Origin of the sequence: Zymomonas mobilis subsp. pomaceae ATCC 29192 (genome assembly GCF_000218875.1) — a bacterium.
GTDB lineage: Bacteria > Pseudomonadota > Alphaproteobacteria > Sphingomonadales > Sphingomonadaceae > Zymomonas > Zymomonas pomaceae.
This window is the reverse complement of sequence record NC_015709.1, coordinates 1,844,198-1,867,276: the sequence shown is the minus strand read 5'-3', so window position 1 is coordinate 1,867,276 and position 23,079 is coordinate 1,844,198. Positions and strand designations below refer to the sequence as shown.

Below are 23,079 nucleotides of genomic sequence, written 5' to 3'. Positions count from 1 at the left end.
GCAAATGAATGCCCTATGACCAAGCCGCGCACAATCAATCAAAATCCAGACCTCCGCTTTTTCGGTAACCTGCTCGGTCAGGTTATCAAAGAGCAAGGCGGAGAGTCTTTGTTCAATCAGATCGAACAGATCCGCACTGCCGCTATTAGACGTCATCGCGGGATTGTTGACAGCAATGAATTAAGCGACCGCTTAGCGGCACTTGATCTTAATGACATGTTCTCTTTTGCCCATGCCTTTTTGCTGTTTTCAATGCTGGCCAATCTGGCCGATGATCGTCAGGGGGATATTCTTGATCCCGACGCCAACATGGCAAGCGCCTTAAAAGATATAAAGGCAGACGGTGTCAGCGAGCAGACTATTCTCGATTTAATCGAAAAAGCCTGCATTGTTCCTGTTCTAACGGCGCATCCGACGGAAGTTCGCCGGAAAAGCATGATTGATCACTATAATCGCATTGCGACTTTGATGCGGTTAAAAGATGCTGGCCAGACAAAAACAGAAGATGGGCTTCCGATTGAAGAGGCCCTAATTCATCAAATTACTATCTTATGGCAAACCCGTCCGTTGATGCTGCAAAAGCTGACGGTTGCTGATGAAATTGAAACCGCCCTTTCCTTCCTGCGCGATACATTCTTGCCCGTTTTACCGCAGCTTTATGCCGAATGGGAAGAACTGCTGGGCGCACCGATACCTAGTTTCATCAAACCCGGCAACTGGATCGGGGGGGACCGTGACGGCAACCCTAATGTGAATGCCGATACGATCATGCTTTCCTTACGGCGTAGTTCGGAAACAGTGCTAGCCGATTATATGCATCGGTTGGACAAGCTGATTGCTAATCTTTCAATATCAACCGATATGGTTACCGTATCTGATGATATTTTACGCCTTGCTGATAAAAGTCATGATGAAGCCGCTATCCGTGCCGATGAACCTTATCGGCGTGCTTTGAATGGCATTTACGATCGCGTTGCGGCTACCTATCGCTTAATTGCCGGTCGGAACCCTTCGCGTCCCCCCCTTCGTGAGGCCGCCCCGTATAAACGCCCGCATGAATTGATTGCTGATCTTAAAACTTTAGCAAACGGTTTAGGCTCGCTCGCCAAAGGCAGTTTCCAAGCGTTGATTCGTTCCGTTGAGACGTTTGGTTTTCATCTGGCAACTTTGGATTTACGCCAAAATTCACAAGTCCATGAGCGGGTTGTGAATGAATTACTGCGTATCGCTGCCGTAGAAGAAAATTATCTCGATTTACCAGAAGATCAGCGCGTCCAATTATTGCGCCGTGAATTGTCCCAGCCAAGAACCTTGTATGTTCCACGGGCGGAATATTCCGAGGAAACGCGTTCTGAATTAGATATTATTCAGGCCGCTGCCCGTGCCCATGAAATGTTCGGGCCAGAATGTATTACTACTTATCTGATTTCCAATGGCGAAAGCATTTCGGATATTTTGGAAGTCTATATTCTATTAAAAGAAGCCGGTCTTTATAAGGGTGGCGCAGAACCGAAAGCCGCCATCGAAGCAGCGCCTTTATTTGAAACCGTAGCCGATCTTGAACATGCACCCGAAGTTATGGAGGCGTGGTTTAAACTTCCAGAAGCGCAAGCTATCGCTAAAGAACATCAGGTTCAGGAAGTCATGGTCGGTTATTCGGATTCGAATAAGGATGGCGGCTATCTTACTTCGGTTTGGGGCTTATATAAAGCCTGTCTTTCCTTGGTGCCGATTTTTGAAAAAGCGGGTGTCCCAATCCAGTTTTTCCATGGACGCGGTGGTTCGGTCGGACGCGGTGGCGGATCTAATTTTAACGCGATTTTGGCTCAACCTGCGGGCGCTGTTAAAGGTCGTATCCGTTATACCGAGCAAGGGGAAGTCGTTGCAGCCAAATACGGCACCCACGATAGTGCTATTGCTCATTTGGATGAGGCCGTTGCGGCGACCTTAATCACATCCTTAAAAACACCGACGATTGTTGAACCTATTTTCAGCCGCTATAAAAAAGCCTTGGATGCACTTTCAGATTCGGCTTTCCGTAGCTATCGTCAGCTTGTTTATGAGACCGAGGGTTTCCGTAAATTCTTTAGTGAATTCACACCGCTTCCCGAGATTGCACTTTTAAAAATTGGGTCACGACCACCTAGCCGTAAAAAATCAGATCGGATTGAAGATCTGCGCGCCATTCCTTGGGTCTTTAGCTGGTCTCAGGTGCGGGTAATGCTGCCCGGATGGTATGGTTTCGGCCAAGCCTTATATGATTTTGAAGATCAAGATCTGATCAAGGAAATGGCAAAAACATGGCCATTCTTCCGGACGACTATTGCCAATATGGAACAGGTTTTAGCGCGTTCAGATCTCACTATTGCCAAGCATTATCTGCCTTTGGTGGAAGATCAGATTCGCGGCGAGCAGATTTATGATTCTATCCGTGATGGGTGGAATAAGAGCTGTGAAGGTCTGTTAAAAGTGACGGATCAGAACTGGCTCTTGGAACGCCATCCTGCCTTGGATAACTCTATCCAAATGCGTCGCCCTTATCTGGAACCGCTCAATTATTTACAGGTTGAGTTACTGAAAAAACGTCGTGGTGGGGATCAAAACCCGCATATTATCGAATCTATTCAATTGACCTTGAATGCGATTGCGACGGCCCTTCGTAACAGCGGTTGATGGATGCCTTCATTATATCATTATAATACATAAAAAAACGGCATGGATTTTTCCATGCCGTTTTTATTGGGTAAAAATTTAAGGCGGATAGGTAATCTCCGTCAAAAATATTAATCCTCGGGATCAGCAATGTTGCGGGCGATATTGCTGTGACGATAGCCATAGCAAAAATAGACAATAAGCCCAATAAAAGCCCATCCAAAGAACATGACCAGAGTCATGAGTGGCAAGCTAACAAACAGATAAAGACAGCCTAACGCCGCTAAGGGTGAAATCAGATAAATGACAGGCGTTTTAAAAGGACGATGCCGCTTAGGATCCGTACGCCGCAACACCAAAACGGCAACAGCGACCATAGAGAAAGCGAACAAAGTACCTGCATTCGAAATATCGGCCAAGATACCCACTGGGAAAAAAGCTGAAAAAACAGCGACAAAAACGCCGGTCATAATTGTAACGACATAAGGCGTTTGAAAACGACTATGCACCTTGGCGAAAAATTCTGGCAGCAGACCATCGCGACTCATCACAAAGAAAATCCGTGTTTGTCCAAAAATCATCATTAAAATGACAGAAGGCAGAGCAAATCCCGCCGCCAAAGCAATGAGATTACCGATTTTTGTCCATCCGACCTTTCTTAAAGTCCAAGCCAGCGCCTCGTTAGAACACACAACCTTACTGTCATGAATAGCAGCACAAGCCGCCGTTAACTGATGGCTACCCGTTGCCAAACCGTGGCCATTGGCATCAAGGATAGGCTGTGCCCCCACACCCCCAATAACACCGGCAGAAACCAGCATATAGAAGATGGTACAAATAGCTAATGAACCGACCAGACCGATAGGCATGTTACGTTGTGGATTCTTGGTTTCTTCTGCTGCTGTAGAAACAGCATCAAAGCCCACATAAGCAAAGAAAATAGAAGCCGCAGCAGCCGAAATACCCGAAAATCCCAAGGGGGCAAAAGGATGAAAATTTTCCATTTTCATGGCGGGAATAGCCAGTGCAACAAAGAGCGAAAGGGCAGTAATTTTAATAGCTACTAAAACAGCGCTTACTGTTGCACTTTCCTTAGTGCCTCTTATCAAGAGTAAAGTAATGACCAAGGCTATAAAGGCTGCCGGTAAATTGATAATACCACCATTAAAGGGCCCCTTGGTAAAGGCTATTAAACTAGGGGAAAAATGGGTTCCTGTTAAATGTTCCAGTAAACCGACCACATAGCCTGACCAGCCGACAGAGACGGCACTGGCCGCAACGGCATATTCAAGGATAAGCGCCCATCCGACCATCCATGCGATAAGCTCCCCCATAACCGCATAGCTATACGTATAAGCAGAACCGGAAACCGGCACCATTGCTGCCATCTCGGCGTAACAAAACGCGGCTACACCACAAACGCAGGCCGCAATAATAAAACTCACCATCATACCGGGACCTGCCTTTTGGGCCGCTTCTGCTGTCAGCACAAAAATACCGGTACCTATAATCGCGCCTACACCCAGCATAGTCAGCTGAAAAGCGCCCAAGGAGCGATGAAGAGATTTCTTTTTTGCAGTCGCTAAAATGGCGTCGAGAGACTTCACACGCCCAAATATCATTCATTATCCCCCGATAAGAAGCGGTTAACACCGCACTATATTATGAACCGTTACAGGATAATTTTTCTTTTTATTCTTAACCTGAACGACCAACCTCATCAGATAATAGAAGGGGTTTATCGATAGCAGGCAAGAGAAAAACAGTCTTTTCAACAGAACGTCTTTTAAAAAAGGTAAAAATATATCAATAGAAGGACATATCTAAAATTATGATATTATAATTATATTATTTTATAAAGCTTATTTCGCTTTTGATGAAAGATAAAACAGAGCAAAGGCGAAATAAGCATGGTTTTATTGGGCCATTGGATCAGGATTGAACCAAATGGGCACCGAGTACCTTTCCACCTAAAATGTGGATATGAAGATGGGGTACTAATTGATCGGCATCATGACCACAATTTACGATCAGTCGATAGCCCTTATTGAGCGAAGAATCTCGGCTGATTTCACCAACGGCACGCACAAAAGCGGCCATTTCTTGATCAGAAGCCTTTATTGAAAAATCATCCCAAGAAACATAGCGACCTTTGGGAACAACGAGAATATGAACCGGAGCCTGGGGGTTAATGTCATGAAAAGCTAGTACATGGTCATTTTCATAGACTTTTTTACAAGGAATCTCACCCCGCAAAATACGGGCAAAGATATTGTCATCATCATAGGGCTGATGGATATCGACAGTCATAATAAACCCTTCACTAATGAGGCTATTTTTTATTTTTACGGGCAGCTTTCTCAGCATGGCCAGAAGTGCCTTCCCGGCTTTGTAACACCGCAAAAACATTGTCAAAATTCGTACCGCGATCCGTTAGCAAGACAGCCAAATGAAATAAAAGATCAGCTGCTTCACTTTCCAATGATTTTTTGTCTTGCGATAAAGCGGCAATGACAGTCTCGACCGCTTCTTCACCCAATTTTTGGGCGATATGGGCCGTACCACGATGGAAAAGAGAAGAGACATAAGACTCTTCTGGGGAAGCCTTTCGGCGTTCTGCAATAACCGATTCAATATAAGCAAGCGTATTTTGGGACATAGCAGGCTTGTCTTTCACAATTGGGGCAACCTAATTCTCTGCCAAGAGAGACAGGCAATCATTTTTGAATAACGATACTTCGAGGAATCGCAAAATACCCCACGGATCATCCTATAATTTCTGGGGGGTGGCGTACCGTCAAACCCGCAGCCGCCAAGGCTTCATGCGCTTCGGCCAAACTATATTGACCAAAATGAAAAATAGAAGCCGCTAGCAAGGCGCTGGCATGACCTTGGGTAACCCCTTCCACCATGTGGTCAAGATTACCAACCCCGCCACTAGCAATAACGGGTACAGAAACGGAATCGGACACTATACGCGTTAAGGCAAGATCATAACCGTCTCTTGTGCCGTCTTTATCCATAGAGGTCAGCAAAATTTCTCCGGCACCAAGACGGGTCAGATTTTTAGCATGTTCAATCGCATTAATACCCGTCGGACGGCGGCCACCATGCGTATAGACTTCCCATGTGTCACCCTTTTTGCGCGCATCAATAGCGGCGACGACACATTGGGCACCAAAACGGTCAGCTATTTCAGCAACCAGTTCAGGACGCGCAACCGCCGCCGAATTCACAGCAACTTTATCGGCACCCGCCAATAATAAAGCCCGTGCATCCTCTACCTGACGCACGCCGCCTCCAACGGTAAGGGGCATGAAACAGACGGCGGCGGTTCTGGCGACCACATCAAGCATGGTGCCCCGTCCTTCATGGCTGGCAGAAATATCAAGAAAGCAAAGCTCGTCTGCGCCAGCGGCACCATATATTTTAGCTTGTTCCACCGGATCTCCGGCGTCGATAAGATCGGTAAAATTAACGCCTTTTACAACGCGCCCGTTAGCAACGTCGAGACAAGGGATAATGCGCGTACAAAGACTCATGCTTTAGCCCCTCCTTGTCGTGCTATCGTTAAAGCCGCCTTTAAATCCAGCGAGCCATCGTAAATCGCTCGACCACAAATAACACCTTCTATGCCTTCTTTTGTGTGTCGTGCCAGCAACTCGATATCGCCAATATCCCTAACACCACCGCTAGCAATGACCGGCATTTGGCTGACTTTGGCCAAAGCCAAGGTTGCCTCACTGTTGCAACCTTTTTTCAGACCATCCCGTCCGACATCGGTATAGAGTAACGCGGCCACACCGGCATCGGCAAAACGTTCAGCCATATCAATAACAGATATTTCTGACTGTTCTGCCCATCCCTTGGTTGTTACCATGCCATCGCGGGCATCCACAGCCACAACAATGCGATGCGGATATTTTTTAGCAGCCTCCTTCACAAGCTCGGGATTATCAAGCGCTGCAGTACCGATAACCACCCGATGAATACCCCGACTTAACCATCCTTCGATGGCTTCCATGCTGCGAATACCACCCCCGAGCTGAATTTTTCCCGGAAAGGCTTTGACAATTGCGTCAACAGCCGTCGCATTCATGGCATGGCCAGCAAAAGCACCATCTAAATCGACAACATGCAAATATTGGGCACCCGCTTCATTAAATTGGCGAGCACGCGCCGCCGGATTTGCATCATAAATGGTCGCACGATCCATATCGCCTTCTGAGAGACGAACGACATGGCCTTCTTTAAGATCGATAGCAGGAAAAATAATCAAAGAGTGAGACATGAATTTCTCCGGCAGCAGCTTGAACGCCGCTTTGATAGGCTGAAAGGATGAAAGGAGGCGTTACCGCCGCTAAAGATAAAAAATCTGTAAACTAAGGGTGCCATTCTAAAAAACGGGATAAAAATCGAAGACCATAGCCTTGGCTTTTTTCAGGATGAAACTGGACACCGATAATATTGTCATGCCCGACCGCTGCCGTTACTGCCCCACCGTGATCCGTTTTTGCCAACAAATCCTGAGTATCCGTAGGAAAAAATGCATAGCTGTGCAAAAAATAAGCCTCACCGGCCTTTAAAAGCGGGTGCGTATCTGCGGTTAACGTGATCTGATTCCAACCCATATGGGGCACTTTGCAACGGGGATCATTGGGTTTTAAAGCTTTCACACTACCCTTTATCCAGCCCAGGCCTTTATGGATGCCATGTTCTTCACCCTGTTCGGCAAGAAGTTGCATACCGACACATATGCCTAAAAAAGGACGACTTTTTTTCAGAACAGCTTCACTAAGCGCATCGGTCATACCCGGAATAGCTTGTAAAGCGTGCATACAGGCGGCAAAAGCCCCCACGCCGGGTAAAACAATACGCTCCGCCTGAAGAATATCATCGGGATTGGTTGTAATTATCAGCCTTTTCTCGGGAAGCCCCGCTGCCAACAACGCATTAGCGACTGAACGAAGGTTACCGGCCCCATAATCAATCAGGGCAACCGTTGAAGAAGTATGCGTCATCGCCCTACAAGCTCTCTTTCGTAGAGGGGATTTGATCTTTTTTGCGGGGATCAATGGCAACAGCCTGACGAAGCGCCAAGGCTAACCCTTTAAATAAACTTTCCGCGATATGATGATTGTTATGGCCATAGAGTGTTTCGACATGGAGTGTAATACCAGCGCCTTGCGCAAAGCTTAAAAACCAATGTTCAATCATTTCGGTATCGAGGTCGCCTAACCGTGGCTGAGTAAAGGCAGAACGCCAAACCAGATAGGGACGACCCGAAATATCAATGGCAATTCGGCTTAGAGATTCATCCATAGGGGCATAGGCATGAGAAAAACGGGTAATACCTCGTTTATCCCCTAATGCCTGATTGACCGCTTGGCCTAAGGCAATCGCGCTGTCTTCAGTGGTGTGATGGGGATCTATATGAAGATCACCTTTTACCGTTAAATCGCAATCAATCAACGAATGACGGAAAAGCTGTTCTAACATATGATCCAAGAAACCAATGCCCGTTTTGACATTATACTGTCCCGTACCTTCTAGGTTAAGATGGATTAGAACATCGGTTTCGGCGGTTTGACGATGAATTGAGGCTATACGCTGCATAAAATCGCTATAGCCTACCGTTGCTTTCATGCAAATATACTCAATCCCATCTTGACCGATAGGAGAAGGACGTCCACCTAAGACGGTATGAATGAGGAAAGCTTTGACAGTCTGATTCCGTATGATGAGATCGTCCAAGAGGCTCTGCGCGCTGTTGTCGGGCGCGTTTTAGGGTCGGTACAGGCAGAAGGTGGTTTGCCTGGTGATCATCATTTTTATATCACCTTTAAAACGCAGGCTGCCGGCGTTGATGTGCCAGCCCATCTACTGGCCCGTTTCCCTGATGAAATGACGATTGTCATCCAGAATCGTTATTGGGATTTAATGGTAGAGGACGATCATTTCAGCATTGGTCTTGCCTTTGGGGGTGTCCCGGCCAATCTGGTGGTGCCCTATGCGGCCATTACCAATTTCGTAGATCCTTCAGTTCATTTTGCATTGCAATTTGAAGCACAGTTTGAAGAAGAGGACGAGCTAGAAGACGAATCTCCACAAGAGAAACCATCGCTCCCTGAGGCAAAACCTATCGAAGAAGGTTCAAATGTCGTTTCGGTAGATTTTACGCGTAAAAAATAGATTTAAACTCAAAAAAATTAAGCTATCCTGTATCCGTTCAAGGAGGAAGCGCGGGCATATAGGATAGCTCTATTGATTCTATCGATGCAGGCTGAATAACAGCGAAGTCTAAAATAATTATAAAAATTTTAGGCTCATTTTTGTTTTTTTAGCGTTCTTCATAAAAGACATTAGATATAAATAAATGGTTATCTCATTCAGGGAATTACGGACATGGTTGCAAGGATTGTCGAAACATTGGTGCAAGCGGAAATAGGACGCGCTCACCAAGATGACGGCTTGCGACATCTGGTTACAGGTGCCTTGGTTGTTGGGGCGATTCGCCGATTAGGGCCTGTCGGTCTGATTTTGGGAACAGGGTATATTTTAGGCAAAGCCTATATTCGACGTCGTGCAAAACAACGGATAGCCGAACAGAAACGGCTGGCTAGTCATCCGGTAGTTGAAAAAGAAATTTATGCCGAGACAGCAGGCATGTTACCCGCTTCGTCCTCCTATCAATCTGAGTTTATCGAGCATAAAACCGAATCGAAGGTTGAACATAATCCCGCATAAGATAACGCCATGAAGCGTCCCCTATGCGAGACTATAAAAAAGATATTTTAAGCCTTAATAAAAACTATCAAGCCTTTTTCTGGGCCCGTTCAATAGCTTCAATAATAATTTGACGGGCATCTTGGGCACTGCCCCAGCCTTCAATCTTGACCCATTTTTTGGATTCTAAATCCTTATAATGGGTAAAGAAATGTTCGATCTGTTCCGTTACAATTTTTGGAAGATCGCTGGCTTCTTTGACCGCAGAATAAAGCGGAATAATGCCGTCAACAGGCACCGTTAACAGCTTTTCGTCTTCGCCTTTTTCGTCCTTCATCTTAAGAACAGCGATAGGACGAACACTGATCACGCTACCCGGGACAAACGCCGTCGGGGACAAGACCAAGGCATCCAAAGGATCGCCGTCATCTGATAAAGTATGCGGAACAAAGCCATAATTGGCTGGATAGCGCATTGGCGTATGAAGCAAACGATCCACAAAAAGGGCACCGGATTTTTTGTCAAATTCGTATTTCACCGGCTCACCGCCCTGCGGTACTTCGATGATAACATTCAGCGTTTCAGGCGGATTATCGCCCGTGGGAATAAGATTGATATCCATAATAGAATCGCGATAATGCGGCCTTCTTTTGATCACAAGTCTAATCTGCTTCTTTTTTTGATGCGCTGAGGCCCTGTTGTGCATTCTGCACGCTTGCTATCGACGCAGGATCATGAAGGGAGGCTTGGAATAAGCCCATGCATAAGAAATTTTGCACAATAAGAAAAATAGGTTAGACGCGAGCCATTATCGAAAAATCTCTTCTTATTTTAGCCGGATAAAATGGCATGAAAATCAAAACTCCTCAGCCGATTCGCGGCACACAAGATATTTTTGGCGATGAAGCGCTCCGTTTCAATCATGTGCTGGCCGTTTTTGATCATGTACGAAAGCTTTATGGTTTTAAGCGTGCTGAAATTCCGGTTTTTGAATCGACGGCTGTTTTTGCACGCTCTTTAGGGGAAACAACCGATGTCGTTTCGAAAGAAATGTATAGTTTTGAAGACCGGTCAGGAGAACCTCTAACCCTTCGTCCAGAATTTACAGCTGGCTTATGCCGCGCTTACCTTACAAGTGGATGGCAGCAATATGCCCCCTGTAAAATTGCAACGCATGGCCCTGTTTTTCGTTATGAACGCCCTCAAAAAGGACGCTATCGCCAATTCCATCAAATTGATGCCGAAGTTTTAGGAGCCGCTGAACCGGAAGCCGATGTAGAGCTGCTTTGCTTGGCCGATCAGCTTTTGCAAGAACTGGGCATTAAAGAGCATGTTACTCTACATTTAAATACCTTGGGGGATAGCGAAAGTCGGGAAGCATGGCGCGCCGCTTTGGTTGAATATTTTCAAGCCCATTTTGACCAGCTATCCGATGAAAGTCGGGAGCGTTTAACCCGTAATCCCTTGCGCATTTTGGATTCCAAAGATCCAAATGATAAAATAATCGCTGAAAAAGCACCGATTATTGATGATTATTTGACGGAAGAGGCCGCTTCCTTTTTCAAATCAGTGACCGCCGGCCTTGATGCTGCCGGTGTAGCATGGACACGCGATCCTCGTTTAGTGCGCGGTCTTGATTACTACCGTCATACGGCTTTTGAATTTATTACTGATCAGTTAGGGGCACAGGGAACCGTCTTGGCCGGTGGCCGCTATGACGGTTTATCCGAAGCCTTAGGCGGTAACCTCACGCCAGCTATTGGTTGGGCAGCCGGTATCGAGCGTTTGGCCATGTTAATTGATTTGCCTGTTGAAGCGGCTATGGAAGTGGCCGTTATCCCGTTAGGCGATGAAGCAAAATTATCGGCGTTATCGATTCTTTCAGCTTTGAGACATGCCAATATTTCGGCAGAAATGACATGGCGCGGCAATATGAAGCGCCGGATGCAAAAGGCGAATAGTTGGGGTGTTCGCTATGCAATAATTTTAGGCGAAGAAGAGCTAGCGAATAAAGTAGTAACCATTAGAAGCATGGTAACGGGTGAACAGGAAGCTATTCCCCTAGATCAGATCGTTGACCGGCTTGTTGTAGAATTGGGGAATAAATGATCGCAATTTCACCAGATCGTCTAGCGGCGATTGTCGCAAGACGGGAAGAGTTACAGGCAGAAATGGCAAGGCCTGACCTTGATTCAAGCCGTTTAGTAGCCTTATCCCGTGAATATGCCGAAGTAGAACCCGTAGCCTTGGCCGCACAGCATGTCAGCGCCCTGCGGGAAGAAACGGAAATGCTGGAAAGCATGACGCGGGATGAAGATCCCGAGTTGCAGGCCATGGCGGTCGAAGAATTATCTGATAAAAAGCAAGCTTTGTCAGATGCCGAACGCGCCTTGGCCTTAAGCCTGTTGCCGCGTGATGCTGCTGATGAGCGCTCGGCTATTCTCGAAATCCGTGCCGGGACCGGCGGCGATGAGGCTGCGCTTTTTGGCGGCGATCTATTGCGAATGTATAGCCGCTATGCCGAAGATCATGGTTGGCGCGTTGAATTGATTTCGGCAAGTGCTGCTGAATTAGGCGGCTATAAAGAAGTCGTTATCAGTATTACCGGCGCAGGTGTGTTTGCGCGTTTAAAATTTGAAAGCGGCGTCCATCGGGTGCAACGTGTTCCTGTTACTGAAAGTGGAGGGCGCATCCATACCTCAGCCGCAACGGTCGCTGTGTTACCGGAAGCGGAAGAAGTCGATGTTGCGATTGATGAGCGAGACCTACGAATAGATATTTTCCGTTCCTCTGGCCCCGGTGGTCAATCGGTGAATACCACGGATTCAGCGGTCAGAATTACGCATATCCCCAGTGGTATTGTCGTTAGCCAACAGGATGAAAAATCCCAGCACAAAAACAAAGCCAAGGCGATGAAAGTGTTGCGGGCACGCCTTTATGAAAGAGAGCGTGAACGGCTCCATTCTGAACGGGCCGGTCAAAGAAAATCTATGGTAGGATCAGGCGATCGTTCCGAACGTATCCGTACCTATAACTTCCCACAGGGAAGAGTAACGGATCACCGCATCAATTTAACTTTACACCGTTTGCCAGAAATATTGGCAGGGCCAGCCTTGGAAGAAGTGATTGCGGCTTTGATCTCAGAGGATGAAGCCGAAAGACTGGCGAGCCTTGATGACTGAGTTTAAAAAAAAGCCAGAGATGATATTGACTATTGCCGAAGCCTTACGCGAAGCTTCGGCTGATCTGGCTTCTGTCAGTATGACCGCCCGTTTGGATGCTGAATTACTGATGGCGCATGTCTTAAAAATTGAACGCGAAGCTTTATTATTAGGGGCTTGGTCAGAGAAAGCAGCTCCGGCTGCTTTTTTTGAAGTAATAAAACGGCGAAAGCAGAATGAACCCGTCGCCTATATTACAGGTTACCGTGATTTTTGGAGCTTGCGGCTGGTCGTCAATCCATCCGTTTTAATTCCTCGTCCAGATAGTGAAACCCTCATCGAAACCGCGCTCTCCTATTTTCAAAAAAAGAATTTTACACCGACAAAGATTCTGGATTTAGGTACCGGCTCCGGTGCTTTGCTCTTATCAGCCCTTACTGAATGGCCAGACGCAAAAGGGCTTGGGATTGATTGTTCGGATAAGGCTTTATCCGTTGCTCGCTTTAATGCTGAAAAAAATAGCCTTCAGATGCGAGCCGATTTTCGGTTAGGCTATTGGGGTGATAATATCACTGAAAGCTTTGATCTTTTATTGTGTAATCCACCCTATATCGCCAAAGAGACGATGATGCCTCGGGATGTCTGGCAGTATGAACCCCATCAGGCCTTATTTGCGGGTAAAGATGGTTTAGCAGATTATCGGCATTTAATTCCCGAAATCCCTTCCCTTCTTACAGAACGCGGTATCGCCTGTCTTGAAATCGGATTCGATCAAGCAGAAGCTGTATCGGCTATCGCGGCGAAAGCCGGCATGGAAAGCCAAATTTATCGGGATATTGAACAACGTCCCCGCTGCATTTTACTTTTTTAACAGCTATAACAGACCCTCTGCTGGAAATAATTACAGATATCTCAATATAATGCTTGGATTTATCGTTCAAAATGCTTAAGAAAGAAAGAGGCAAATAAAAGTAAGTCGGCATCATCGCCCAACTTTTTGAGCCAAATTCCCAATGGTAGCTTCATCGCGTTCCCGGCGTCTTTCTTCGGGGCATAAAATTAAACGCTAGAGTTGCTATGAAAGTTATGGCGCTTGCTTTGTTGCAGCGTCAGTCAAGGGGGAATGACGTAGCCCGCCATTTCCGGAATAATGGTCGAATATTTAATACCCCATTATCCGGCCCGAATGGCGGATGGTGACTTAACCACCAGTAATGACGAAGGCAGCGAACAGTTGATCAATAATCGTCAGAACGGCCGACGCCGTGGGCGTAGCGGGGGCTTGCCCCGATCCAATCCTAGTAATGGGATGGATCGCAATAATCGTATCGATAGTCGTGCACGCGGAAACGCAAGCCAGCTTCATGAAAAATATAAAGTGATGGCGCGTGATATGCAGTTGCAGGGTGATCGGGTAATGACCGAATATTATCTGCAATTCGCAGATCATTATTTTCGTGTCTTGAACGATAGCCGGCTCCGCTATGAAGAAGCGAGAATGCGGGATCGCAATCTATCGCAGGAAAATGAAAATAATGAACAGTCTATGGATAACCGGTTCGATAACCGTGATAACCGACGACCTGTTCCTTATGCCGCCGATAATCGCTTACGACGGCCTCGTCGCATAGGAAGCGATGAACGGAATAATGGCGAAAACGACTATAATACCAATCTCAAGAACGATTATAATAATACTCCGAACATGCGTTCTAGACGACCGTTAGATGACAATAACGAGCGTATGGAAATGCGAGAACGACCGGAACGCTCTGAACGACCCGATATGCGGGAACGTTCGGATATACGGCCAGAATACAACGAAAGAGTTGAAAATTGGGGAAGAGAGCCCGTACAGGCTCAAAATCCAATGCCCGTTCAAACCGCACCCGTCCCTATAACGCCTGTTCAAGAAGAAGCAGAACCACCGGTTCGCCGTCGTGGTCGTCGCCCGAAAGCGGTCATTGAGGCAGAAGCGCGTGCCGCAGAAGCTGCTAGACAGGCCGTAGAAATTGAAGCCCGCAAGGTAGACGAGCAAAACGATAGCGACAATCATCTTTCTGAAGCTATTGATCCGCCGGTTCGCCGTCGTGGTCGTCGCCCGAAAGCGGTTATAGAAGCGGAAGCCCGTTTAGAAGCCGATCGTTTACCCCCCGCTATCAATCGGGATGAGGATAGTGACGTCGAAGAAAAACCCCGTCGCCGTGGTCGTCGTCCGAAAGCTGAAACTGAGAATATAACAGCAGAAGCCTGATTTATCGGGTCATTCTACATTGATACCTCTCAAATGAGATTTCAGATTTTTTAGCTATTTAACCTAAAAGGGATATGATTTTTATCATATCCCTTTTTGATTTAGGCTTTAGCCAGACTTTGTTTTTGCCACATAGCGGCATATAGGCCGTTATGTTTTAATAAACTCTGATGATTACCGCGCTCGATAATATGGCCTTTATCAAGAACAATAATTTGATCAGCATGGGTAATAGTCGAAAGGCGATGGGCTATAATGATAGTTGTCCTTTGCTCGGCAATTTTATTTAAAGTGGCCTGAATATCGGTCTCACTCTGACTATCCAGCGCGCTAGTCGCCTCATCAAATAATAATATTGGCGGATTTTTTAAAAGCGTTCGGGCAATAGCTATGCGTTGTTTTTCGCCACCGGATAATTTTAATCCCCGCTCGCCGACGGTGGTTTCATATCCTTGCGGTAAAGATTCGATAAAATCAGCAATTGACGCCCCCCTTGCTGCCTGTTTTACGGCCTTTAAAGAAGCATCAGGGCGTCCGTAACGAATATTATAGCCAATAGTATCGTTAAATAAGACGATGTCTTGGGGCACCATGCCTAACGCTTGTCGTAAAGAATGCTGGGTAATATCACGGATATCCTGACCATCAATAGTGATCCGCCCCCCTGTCACATCGTAAAAACGATAGAGCAAGCGCACTATAGTTGATTTTCCAGCACCGGAAGACCCGACAATAGCTAAACTTTGGCCTGCTGGGATCGTAAAATCAATATCCTTTAAAATGGGACGATCAGAATGATAATCGAATTCCACATGCTGAAATTGGACAGTTCCCTTTTTAATCTGTAAATCAGGCGCATTTTTATGATCTGCAATCGCGGCCTTAGTATCAATTAATTGAAAAACCGCTGCCATATCCGTCAGGCCTTGTCTGACTTGGCGATAAACCGTGCCCAGAAAATCAAGAGGCCGAAAAAGTTGCAGTAATAGGCTGTTAATTAATACCACGTCTCCGGCCGTAAAACGATTATAGCGCCAGCCCCAAACCGTAAATCCCATCGCCCCAGCCATTAACAGATTAGTAATGAGTGATTGCCCAATATTAAGAAAGGCCAGCGAAGTTTCCACTTTTACGGTAGCGTTGGAAAGTTTGGTCGCCACTTTACTATAACGCTCTGTTTCCAAAGCTTCGGCGTTGAAATATTTAACAGTTTCATAATTAAGCAGTGAATCTAAAGCATATTGGCCTGCCTGTTGATCGTATTCGTTCCAATGGCGGCGTAATGCCACTCGCCTTTCTGTTATGAGACGAGTAAAAAGAATATAAATAATTATCATAGCGAGGGTTGCCCCCACCATACCCCAACCCCAGCCGGAAAAAACAAAAATAGCACAGGTCGCGATAAGCTCGATAATGGTCGGGCCAATATTAAAAATCAGGTAATAAAGCATGGAATCGATGCTTTTGGTACCACGTTCAATAATACGCGTCAGCGAACCGGTTCGCCGTTCTAGATGAAAAGAAAGCGGTAAAACATGCAGATGTTTAAATAATTCAATAGCTAATGCTTTAGCGGCATTTTGACCAACCGCTTCAAAAATAGCATTCCGCAAATTGTCGAATAAAACGCCTCCAAAACGACTACCCGCATAAGCAAGCGTTAAGGCCAGTGCAACGGATAGACCTGATTTGGTATCGGGCACCATATGATCGATAATGCCCTTGTAAGCGAAAGGCATCAACAGAACGATTATTTTCGAAAAAACGACCATGACCAAAGCTAAAGCAAGGCGCTTTTTGAGATCGGGTCGGTCTTTAGGCCAAAGATAATGTAAAAAACGCGTCAAATTTGTTAAGGCATCATGATTATGATTTTGGCCTTCAGCCGCCATAGGTTTTCCTTATAAAAGACAAAAAAATAGGCGGATATAAAAATCCGCCTAGTGAAAAATAACATTAAAATCTTTTCAATGTATTCAGGCCCTTAATCGAGCCCCTTTTTTCGTTGCTGCGGCTACAATTTTATCGCTGATGGCCTGTAATTCGGCATCAGTAAAACTTTTATCAGTCGGCTGAAGCATCACTTCGATAGCCAATGATTTCTCATTATCATCAATGGCGCCCCCTGTAAAAAGATCAAAAATTCTTGCTTCAACAATAGCATTTTTATCAGCACCGGCAATGCTTCTTACCAAATCACCAGCAGGCACGTCTTTGGGAAGTAAGAAGGCAAAATCCCGATAAACGGGTTGGAGCATATTAGGGGCATAAGGCGGTCTTAATTGACCTGAATTTTTACGGACAGGAAAAGCATCCAGAAAAATTTCTGCGCCGATAACGGGCCCTTCCATATTAAATTCAGTCAGAATGGAAGGATGTATTTCTCCAAAAACAGCCAAAGTATTCTTGGGACCCAAGCATAAACGACCTGAACGCCCCGGATGATAAACATCCCCCGCGTCCCCTAATAACTGTAAGCGATCGACCGGCATTCCAATCGCGTCTAACATGGCAGAAACAGCCGCTTTGGCATCGAAGGCATCAAAATTTTGCGCTTTACCATATTGCCAGTCGCGCATCATGCGCTCACCTGCAAAAATCAGACCTAGGGTTGGACGCTCAGCTTCTGCCAAATAACGCCGTCCGACCTCAAATAAGCGAACAGTCAATTGACCTCGATCCCGATTGCGTTTCGCTGCCGCTAATAGCCCCGGTAAAAGCGAAGGCCGCATCACTTTCATATCTTCACTGATCGGATTAGCGAGCTTCCAATGCGCGCCGCCAACAATATCCGCATCTTTTTCCGAAATAAAGCTCCACGTAACGGCTTCATTCATGCCAAAAGCCGCCGCCGCACGGCGCACACGTCGTTCGACCAACTGTCCATGGGTAGCAATCGGACGGGCAACCCCATCACCACGATCAAGCGGCGTAGAAGGGACATTATCGAGCCCTTCAATTCTAACTACTTCAGCAACAATATCGGCAACAACACTAACATCACGCCGGAAGCTTGGTACACGAACGCGCCATCCCGCATCAATCGCAAAACCAAGATGCTCGAGAATTTCACGCTGACGAGCTGGGGCGACATCCATAGCCGCCAGATTGGAAACATAAGACGGATCATAAGCAATAACCGGCACAGCTGAAGGCGCTTCCCCTAAAGTCGCCGCAGGGGTCGCTTTACCACCGCATAAATCCAACACTAAACGGGAAGCAATTTGCAACCCTTCACTTAAGAAGGCAGGATCTACCCCCCGTTCAAAGCGAATTCGGGCATCAGAAGCAAGCCCTAATTTTTGACCCGCCTGCGAGATAACGGCTGGATCGAAATAAGCACATTCGATGATAACATCTGTTGTGGAACCAGAAACCATACCCGCTTCTGCTCCCAAAATACCCGCGATACTTCTAACGCCCCGATCATCCGCAATAACGGTTATAGAAGGATCAAGCGTATAGCTTTTTCCATTTAAGGCTTCGACGCTTTCTCCTTCTTTAGCCTTTCGAGCCGTTAATGTTCCTTTGACAATACCCGCATCATAAACATGCAAAGGCCGTCCAAGATCAAACATCACATAGTTAGTAATGTCGACTAAAGCCGAAGACGGTCGTAAACCAATCGCCCGCAATCTTCTAGCCATCCAATCCGGTGAAGGGCCATTCTGGATACCACGAATAAGTTGGGCAAAAAAAGCGGGACAGCCTTCACTATCTTCTATTGCAATAGCCGCCGGTGCTGCATCCGTTACCGGAACGCGCGGAACAGCCAAGGGTTTGAAACGCCCAATGCCAGCAGTAGCCAAGTCGCGGGCAAGGCCTCTAACGCCCATACAATCCTGACGATCAGGCGTGATGGCTACATCGAAAACAGGATCATTAAGCCCTGCCCACTCGACGTAACTTTGTCCTATCGGTGCATCATTCGGGAGATCAAGAATGCCATCATGTTCATCCCCTAGCCCTAATTCCCGGATAGAACACATCATACCGCGGCTTTCGATACCGCGAATAGAGGCGACCTTTAAGGTAACATCGATACCGGGAACATAAACACCGGGGGCCGCAAAAACACCGACCAAACCTGCACGAGCGTTAATAGCGCCGCAAACAACCTGTAACGGTTCAGATTCGCCGATATCGACAGCCAAAATCTGTAACCGATCCGCCTGGGGATGACGTTCGGCTGTAAGAACGCGTGCAATACGAAAAGCTTCCAAGCCATCTGCCGGATTATGAACAGATTCTACCTCATGCCCAATATGGGTTAAGGTATCGGCTATTTCCTGAACAGAGGCTTCTGTTTCTAAATGCTCTTTAAGCCATGAAAGGGTGAATTTCATGCGCCGACTCCTCCTGAAAGTGTGGGCACGTCAAGGGCAGCAAAACCAAAATGACGGAGCCAGCGAAGATCGCCATCAAAGAAAGCCCGTAAATCGTCCATGCCATATTTAAGCATAGCAAGACGATCAATACCGCAACCAAAGGCAAAGCCCTGCCATACATCAGGATCAAGGCCACAAGCCGTAATCACATTGGGATGCACCATGCCAGAACCTAGAATTTCCATCCATCCATCAGGATCACTGCCGCCGATAATACGACGCCCTTTTTCCAAGGTATATCCGACATCCACTTCCATTGAAGGTTCAGTGAATGGGAAATAGCTGGGACGAAGGCGAAGGACGATGTCGTCCCGCTCGAAATAGGCCCGAACAAAGGTTTCAAGCGTCCATTTCAAATGACCGAGGTGAACCCCCTTATCAATAACTAAACCTTCGACCTGATGAAACATCGGAGTATGCGTCGCATCAGAGTCAGAACGATAGGTTCTTCCGGGAGCAATAATACGGATGGGGGGTTCTTGGCCCATCATTGTTCTAATTTGAACCGGAGAAGTATGCGTCCTTAAAAGCATTCGGCCTTTTTCCCCGTTTGCCTTATCGTCTGCTTGGGGTTCAAAATAGAAAGTATCATGCATAGCCCGCGCCGGATGGCTTTCCGGAATATTAAGCGCCGAAAAGTTATGCCATTCGTCTTCGATTTCAGGGCCACTAGCGACCGCAAAGCCTAAATCAGCAAAAATTTCTGCTAACTCATCCATAACCTGACTGACGGGATGGAGCGAGCCTTTGGGTATCTTTGGAGAAGGCAATGATAGATCAATAGTCTCAACGGCTAATTTCTCATTGAGAAGCGCCGTTTCCAATATCGTCTTCCGTTCAGCAACGGCAGTCGTCACTTGTTGCCGCAGGCTGTGGATCTCGGGCCCTTTTTCCTGCCGCTCTTCAGGTGCCATTTTGCCAAGGGACTTTAAAAGAGCTGTAACGACCCCTTGTTTCCCAAGAGCGTATACCCGTACCGCTTCCAAGCCTGTCAGATCTTCTGCTTCAGAGATCCGACTGACAAGATCGGCTTTCAGATTATCTAGATCAGTCATGCTTTCCATCATTTCTGTGACCATGGCCCGTTTAAAGCCGTCTATTGTAAAGCTTTATTGATAGCCTTTTTGGTATTTTGGCATTCTTATAGCGCAAGAAAGCCTAAAGCTTTTATTAAATATCAATAAATAGCAGACAGCGAACCATTGGGTATTTTCCAGAACGCACCTTCATCCGGTAAAACCGGAGGGAGAAGCGCACTGGATCGGTCTCTAAATTACAAGAAAAAGGCATAGAAACAACCGAAATGGCGTCTCTATGCCTTTTAAAATTACCCTTGAAAGGGATTTTTATGCGAAAACCGCATCATTATGCTGCAACGCGTGCGCCTTCTGGTAAAGCCGCTTTGACCTGAGCAATGATAGCACCGAAAGCAGCGCCTTCGTTCATGGCCAGATCAGCAAGAACTTTACGATCAAGTTCAATACCGGTCAGCTTTAAACCATACATGAACACACCATAGGTCAAGCCTTCGGCGCGAACAGCCGCATTAATACGCTGAATCCAAAGTGCGCGGAATGACCGCTTCTTTACTTTACGATCGCGATAAGCGTACTGACCGGCTTTTTCGACAGCCTGACGCGCAATGCGAATAGTGTTTTTGCGACGGCCATAATAACCTTTGGCCTGATCGAGAATACGGGTATGTTTTGCGCGCGTCGTGGTACCGCGTTTTACACGTGCCATCTGTCAGCCTCCCTTAATTTAAACCGTACGGTGCCCACACTTTGATAATGCGAGCTTCTGATGCAGCGATCACGTCCGTGCGGCGATGCTGACGAATGTATTTTGCGTTATGGCTGATCAAGCGATGGCGCTTACCAGCGACACCATGTTTGATTTTACCATTGGCGGTTATTTTAAACCGCTTTTTGACCCCACTTTTGGTCTTCAGCTTGGGCATTTTCGTCTCCTTATTTTGACGATCGGCCACCGCCACGGCAGCCCATAATTAAGCCGGGCAGTGCAGACGGGATCGTGGAAGAAAGGCGGCTTATAGAGGTCACCTCTTGATTTGACAAGCCGATCTTTTTGAACTTATGAAACCTATAAACCCATGGCAGACAATGTCGGTTGGATCAAGCGAGGATCACCCGCTGCAATGACTTCACCGACACTATTTTTATCCAACGGACGATTTTGCCAATCTCGCATTACACCGCCAGCCCCTTCGACGATAGGCACCAAGGCAGCAAAATCATAAAATTTTAGCCCTTGTTCTACCACTAAATCGCCATGCCCAGAGGCCAGTAAACCGTAATTATAGCAATCACCGCCTAATAATGTATCCCGACAGTGCGGCCGTAAAGCATCAAATCGCGCTTCGCCTTCTTTTTCAAAAAGCCAAGGCGCTGTTGTCGATAACAAAGCCTGATCAAGCGTTGCGCAGGAACGCGTTTGGATAGCCTTACCATTGAAAAAGGTAGGATAGCCTTTAGCCCCTACCCAGCGTTCCTTATGGATCGGTTGGTTAATGATGCCCAAAACGGGTTTACCCTCTTCAACAAGGGCAATTAACGTACCAAAACTAGCCCGTCCGCCAATAAAAGCGCGCGTGCCGTCAATCGGATCCAAGACCCATACTCTTTTGGCATCCGGGCGGGCGACGCCCATTTCTTCGCCAAAGATGCCGTCTTCGGGTCGTTCTTTTTCCAATAAGGCACGCATGGCCTGTTCAGCACCCCGATCCGCCCGCGTAACAGGTGAGTGATCTGCTTTGACATCAATATCAAAGGAGGCTCGGAAAAAAGGACGGATGACATCAGCGGCAATATCAGCCAAGCGATGCGCAAGACGGATATCATCTTCATTCAGGCTGGAGATCATATTTTCTCAAATCATAAAATAAGCCTGCTTTTGCAGGCTTATTTTCTAGTCAAATAGGGAAGAAACAGAGGTTTCATCCGCGATCCGCCGAATAGCTTCGGCCAAAAGCGGTGCTAAAGACAGCTGACGAATTTTTGAACTCTTCTCGACTTCAGGACGCATCCCGATAGAATCGGTTACAACCAATTCTAATAATGCCGATTTTTCTACTCTGGCGACAGCAGCCCCTGATAATACCCCATGGGTGACATAAGCCATGACCCCTTCAGCACCCGCATTAAGCAAAGCTTGGGCTGCGTTGCAGAGCGTGCCAGCAGAATCGACGATATCATCGATTAGAATACAAAAACGACCTGAGACATCCCCGATGATATTCATCACTTCGGATTCACCCGGGCGTTCACGCCGTTTATCAACGATAGCCAACGGTGCGTTATCCAGCCGTTTAGCTAAGGCACGGGCCCGAACAACCCCCCCGACATCGGGGGAAACAACGGTTAATTTCTTGTCTGGAAAACGGGCCAGAATATCGGCAGACATAACCGGAGCGGCATAGAGATTATCCGTCGGAATATCGAAAAAGCCCTGAATCTGTCCGGCATGGAGATCAACCGATAAGACACGGCTAGCCCCTGCAACCGTGATCAGATTGGCCACCAATTTGGCAGAAATAGGCGTGCGTGGCCCTGGTTTCCGATCCTGTCTCGCATAACCGAAATAGGGAATCACCGCGGTGATCCGACGTGCAGAAGCCCGTTTCAAGGCGTCAATACAGATCAACAGTTCCATCAGATTGTCATTGGTCGGCCAGCAAGTTGACTGGATAACAAAGACATCCTGACCACGCACATTCTCACGAATTTCGACGAAGATTTCTTCATCGGCAAAGCGTCGTACAGACGCTTTGGTTAGGTCAATTTCAAGATAGTCGGCAATAGCCTGACTAATAGGTAGATTAGAATTACCGGCAAGCAGCTTCATGGATCCCTCACGCGAGTAACCGGAAAGATGCGTG

The 23,079-nt window shown here is 46.9% G+C and carries 22 protein-coding genes; 7 read left to right on the top strand and 15 right to left on the bottom strand.

Features of this window, described 5'->3' with window-relative positions:
* The first annotated feature begins 15 nt into the window (after positions 1-15).
* Entirely contained in the window at positions 16-2,673 is a 2,658-nt protein-coding gene (gene ppc / locus ZYMOP_RS08305; protein ID WP_013934877.1) for a phosphoenolpyruvate carboxylase, read from the top strand.
* A 110-nt stretch (positions 2,674-2,783) separates the two neighbouring features.
* Here ppc and ZYMOP_RS08300 read toward each other — a convergent pair whose 3' ends face one another.
* From ZYMOP_RS08300 to hisB, 7 genes are all read right to left on the bottom strand, one after another.
* Entirely contained in the window at positions 2,784-4,274 is a 1,491-nt protein-coding gene (locus ZYMOP_RS08300; RefSeq protein WP_013934876.1) for an amino acid permease, read from the bottom strand.
* A gap of 310 nt (positions 4,275-4,584) precedes the next feature.
* On the bottom strand, positions 4,585-4,962 hold the full coding sequence (locus ZYMOP_RS08295) for a histidine triad nucleotide-binding protein (protein WP_013934875.1): 378 nt from the start codon (positions 4,960-4,962) through the stop codon (positions 4,585-4,587).
* Between the two features lie 22 nt (positions 4,963-4,984).
* Positions 4,985-5,311: a phosphoribosyl-ATP diphosphatase gene (locus ZYMOP_RS08290; protein ID WP_041581804.1), complete on the bottom strand. Its 327-nt coding sequence runs from the start codon at positions 5,309-5,311 to the stop codon at positions 4,985-4,987.
* A 106-nt stretch (positions 5,312-5,417) separates the two neighbouring features.
* Positions 5,418-6,194, bottom strand: coding sequence for an imidazole glycerol phosphate synthase subunit HisF (hisF, locus tag ZYMOP_RS08285; RefSeq protein ID WP_013934873.1), 777 nt, complete (start codon positions 6,192-6,194; stop codon positions 5,418-5,420).
* On the bottom strand, positions 6,191-6,943 hold the full coding sequence (gene hisA, locus ZYMOP_RS08280; protein WP_013934872.1) for a 1-(5-phosphoribosyl)-5-[(5-phosphoribosylamino)methylideneamino]imidazole-4-carboxamide isomerase: 753 nt from the start codon (positions 6,941-6,943) through the stop codon (positions 6,191-6,193). The genes hisF and hisA overlap by 4 nt, the downstream gene beginning before the upstream one ends.
* A 91-nt stretch (positions 6,944-7,034) precedes the next feature.
* The gene (gene hisH, locus ZYMOP_RS08275; RefSeq protein ID WP_013934871.1) at positions 7,035-7,673 is read right to left on the bottom strand and encodes an imidazole glycerol phosphate synthase subunit HisH; all 639 of its coding nucleotides are present in this window, start codon (positions 7,671-7,673) and stop codon (positions 7,035-7,037) included.
* Positions 7,674-7,677: 4 nt separating this feature from the next.
* Entirely contained in the window at positions 7,678-8,268 is a 591-nt protein-coding gene (gene hisB, locus ZYMOP_RS08270) for an imidazoleglycerol-phosphate dehydratase HisB (RefSeq protein ID WP_013934870.1), read from the bottom strand.
* 87 nt (positions 8,269-8,355) lie between these two features.
* Here hisB and ZYMOP_RS08265 point away from each other — a divergent pair, with 87 nt between their 5' ends.
* Both ZYMOP_RS08265 and ZYMOP_RS08260 read left to right on the top strand, forming a co-directional pair.
* Complete coding sequence (locus ZYMOP_RS08265; RefSeq protein ID WP_013934869.1) at positions 8,356-8,844, top strand: SspB family protein; 489 nt, start codon at positions 8,356-8,358, stop codon at positions 8,842-8,844.
* Positions 8,845-9,057: 213 nt separating this feature from the next.
* Positions 9,058-9,399, top strand: a complete 342-nt coding sequence (locus tag ZYMOP_RS08260; RefSeq protein ID WP_013934868.1) for a hypothetical protein — start codon at positions 9,058-9,060, stop codon at positions 9,397-9,399.
* Positions 9,400-9,466: 67 nt separating this feature from the next.
* Here the strand turns inward: ZYMOP_RS08260 and ppa are convergent, their stop codons facing one another.
* The gene (gene ppa / locus ZYMOP_RS08255) at positions 9,467-10,000 is read right to left on the bottom strand and encodes an inorganic diphosphatase (protein ID WP_013934867.1); all 534 of its coding nucleotides are present in this window, start codon (positions 9,998-10,000) and stop codon (positions 9,467-9,469) included.
* 227 nt (positions 10,001-10,227) lie between these two features.
* On the opposite strand from ppa, the gene hisS reads away from it, so the two are divergent.
* The 4 genes from hisS (at position 10,228) to ZYMOP_RS08235 (ending at position 14,793) form a co-directional block, all read left to right on the top strand.
* Positions 10,228-11,487, top strand: a complete 1,260-nt coding sequence (gene hisS / locus ZYMOP_RS08250; protein ID WP_013934866.1) for a histidine--tRNA ligase — start codon at positions 10,228-10,230, stop codon at positions 11,485-11,487.
* Positions 11,484-12,560: a peptide chain release factor 1 gene (prfA, locus tag ZYMOP_RS08245; RefSeq protein ID WP_013934865.1), complete on the top strand. Its 1,077-nt coding sequence runs from the start codon at positions 11,484-11,486 to the stop codon at positions 12,558-12,560. Before hisS ends, prfA begins: the two co-directional genes overlap by 4 nt.
* Positions 12,553-13,410 carry a peptide chain release factor N(5)-glutamine methyltransferase gene (prmC, locus tag ZYMOP_RS08240; RefSeq protein WP_252507418.1) on the top strand — a complete coding sequence of 286 codons (858 nt, stop codon included), beginning with the start codon at positions 12,553-12,555 and terminating at the stop codon, positions 13,408-13,410. The genes prfA and prmC overlap by 8 nt, the downstream gene beginning before the upstream one ends.
* A gap of 279 nt (positions 13,411-13,689) precedes the next feature.
* A complete protein-coding gene (locus tag ZYMOP_RS08235) occupies positions 13,690-14,793 on the top strand; it encodes a DUF4167 domain-containing protein (protein ID WP_252507417.1) in 1,104 nt (367 codons plus the stop codon).
* A 101-nt stretch (positions 14,794-14,894) separates the two neighbouring features.
* Here the strand turns inward: ZYMOP_RS08235 and ZYMOP_RS08230 are convergent, their stop codons facing one another.
* The 7 genes from ZYMOP_RS08230 to ZYMOP_RS08200 form a co-directional block, all read right to left on the bottom strand.
* Entirely contained in the window at positions 14,895-16,685 is a 1,791-nt protein-coding gene (locus ZYMOP_RS08230) for an ABCB family ABC transporter ATP-binding protein/permease (RefSeq protein ID WP_013934862.1), read from the bottom strand.
* An 84-nt stretch (positions 16,686-16,769) separates the two neighbouring features.
* Positions 16,770-19,139 (bottom strand): phenylalanine--tRNA ligase subunit beta, encoded by a 2,370-nt coding sequence (pheT, locus tag ZYMOP_RS08225; protein ID WP_013934861.1) that lies wholly within the window; start codon positions 19,137-19,139, stop codon positions 16,770-16,772.
* Positions 19,136-20,236, bottom strand: a complete 1,101-nt coding sequence (gene pheS / locus ZYMOP_RS08220) for a phenylalanine--tRNA ligase subunit alpha (protein ID WP_041582207.1) — start codon at positions 20,234-20,236, stop codon at positions 19,136-19,138. Before pheS ends, pheT begins: the two co-directional genes overlap by 4 nt.
* Positions 20,237-20,546: 310 nt before the next feature.
* Entirely contained in the window at positions 20,547-20,924 is a 378-nt protein-coding gene (rplT, locus tag ZYMOP_RS08215) for a 50S ribosomal protein L20 (protein WP_013934859.1), read from the bottom strand.
* A gap of 13 nt (positions 20,925-20,937) precedes the next feature.
* Positions 20,938-21,141 (bottom strand): 50S ribosomal protein L35, encoded by a 204-nt coding sequence (gene rpmI, locus ZYMOP_RS08210; protein WP_013934858.1) that lies wholly within the window; start codon positions 21,139-21,141, stop codon positions 20,938-20,940.
* Positions 21,142-21,284: 143 nt separating this feature from the next.
* The gene (gene hisN / locus ZYMOP_RS08205; protein WP_013934857.1) at positions 21,285-22,064 is read right to left on the bottom strand and encodes a histidinol-phosphatase; all 780 of its coding nucleotides are present in this window, start codon (positions 22,062-22,064) and stop codon (positions 21,285-21,287) included.
* A 45-nt stretch (positions 22,065-22,109) separates the two neighbouring features.
* The gene (locus tag ZYMOP_RS08200) at positions 22,110-23,045 is read right to left on the bottom strand and encodes a ribose-phosphate pyrophosphokinase (protein ID WP_013934856.1); all 936 of its coding nucleotides are present in this window, start codon (positions 23,043-23,045) and stop codon (positions 22,110-22,112) included.
* Positions 23,046-23,079: the final 34 nt, after the last annotated feature.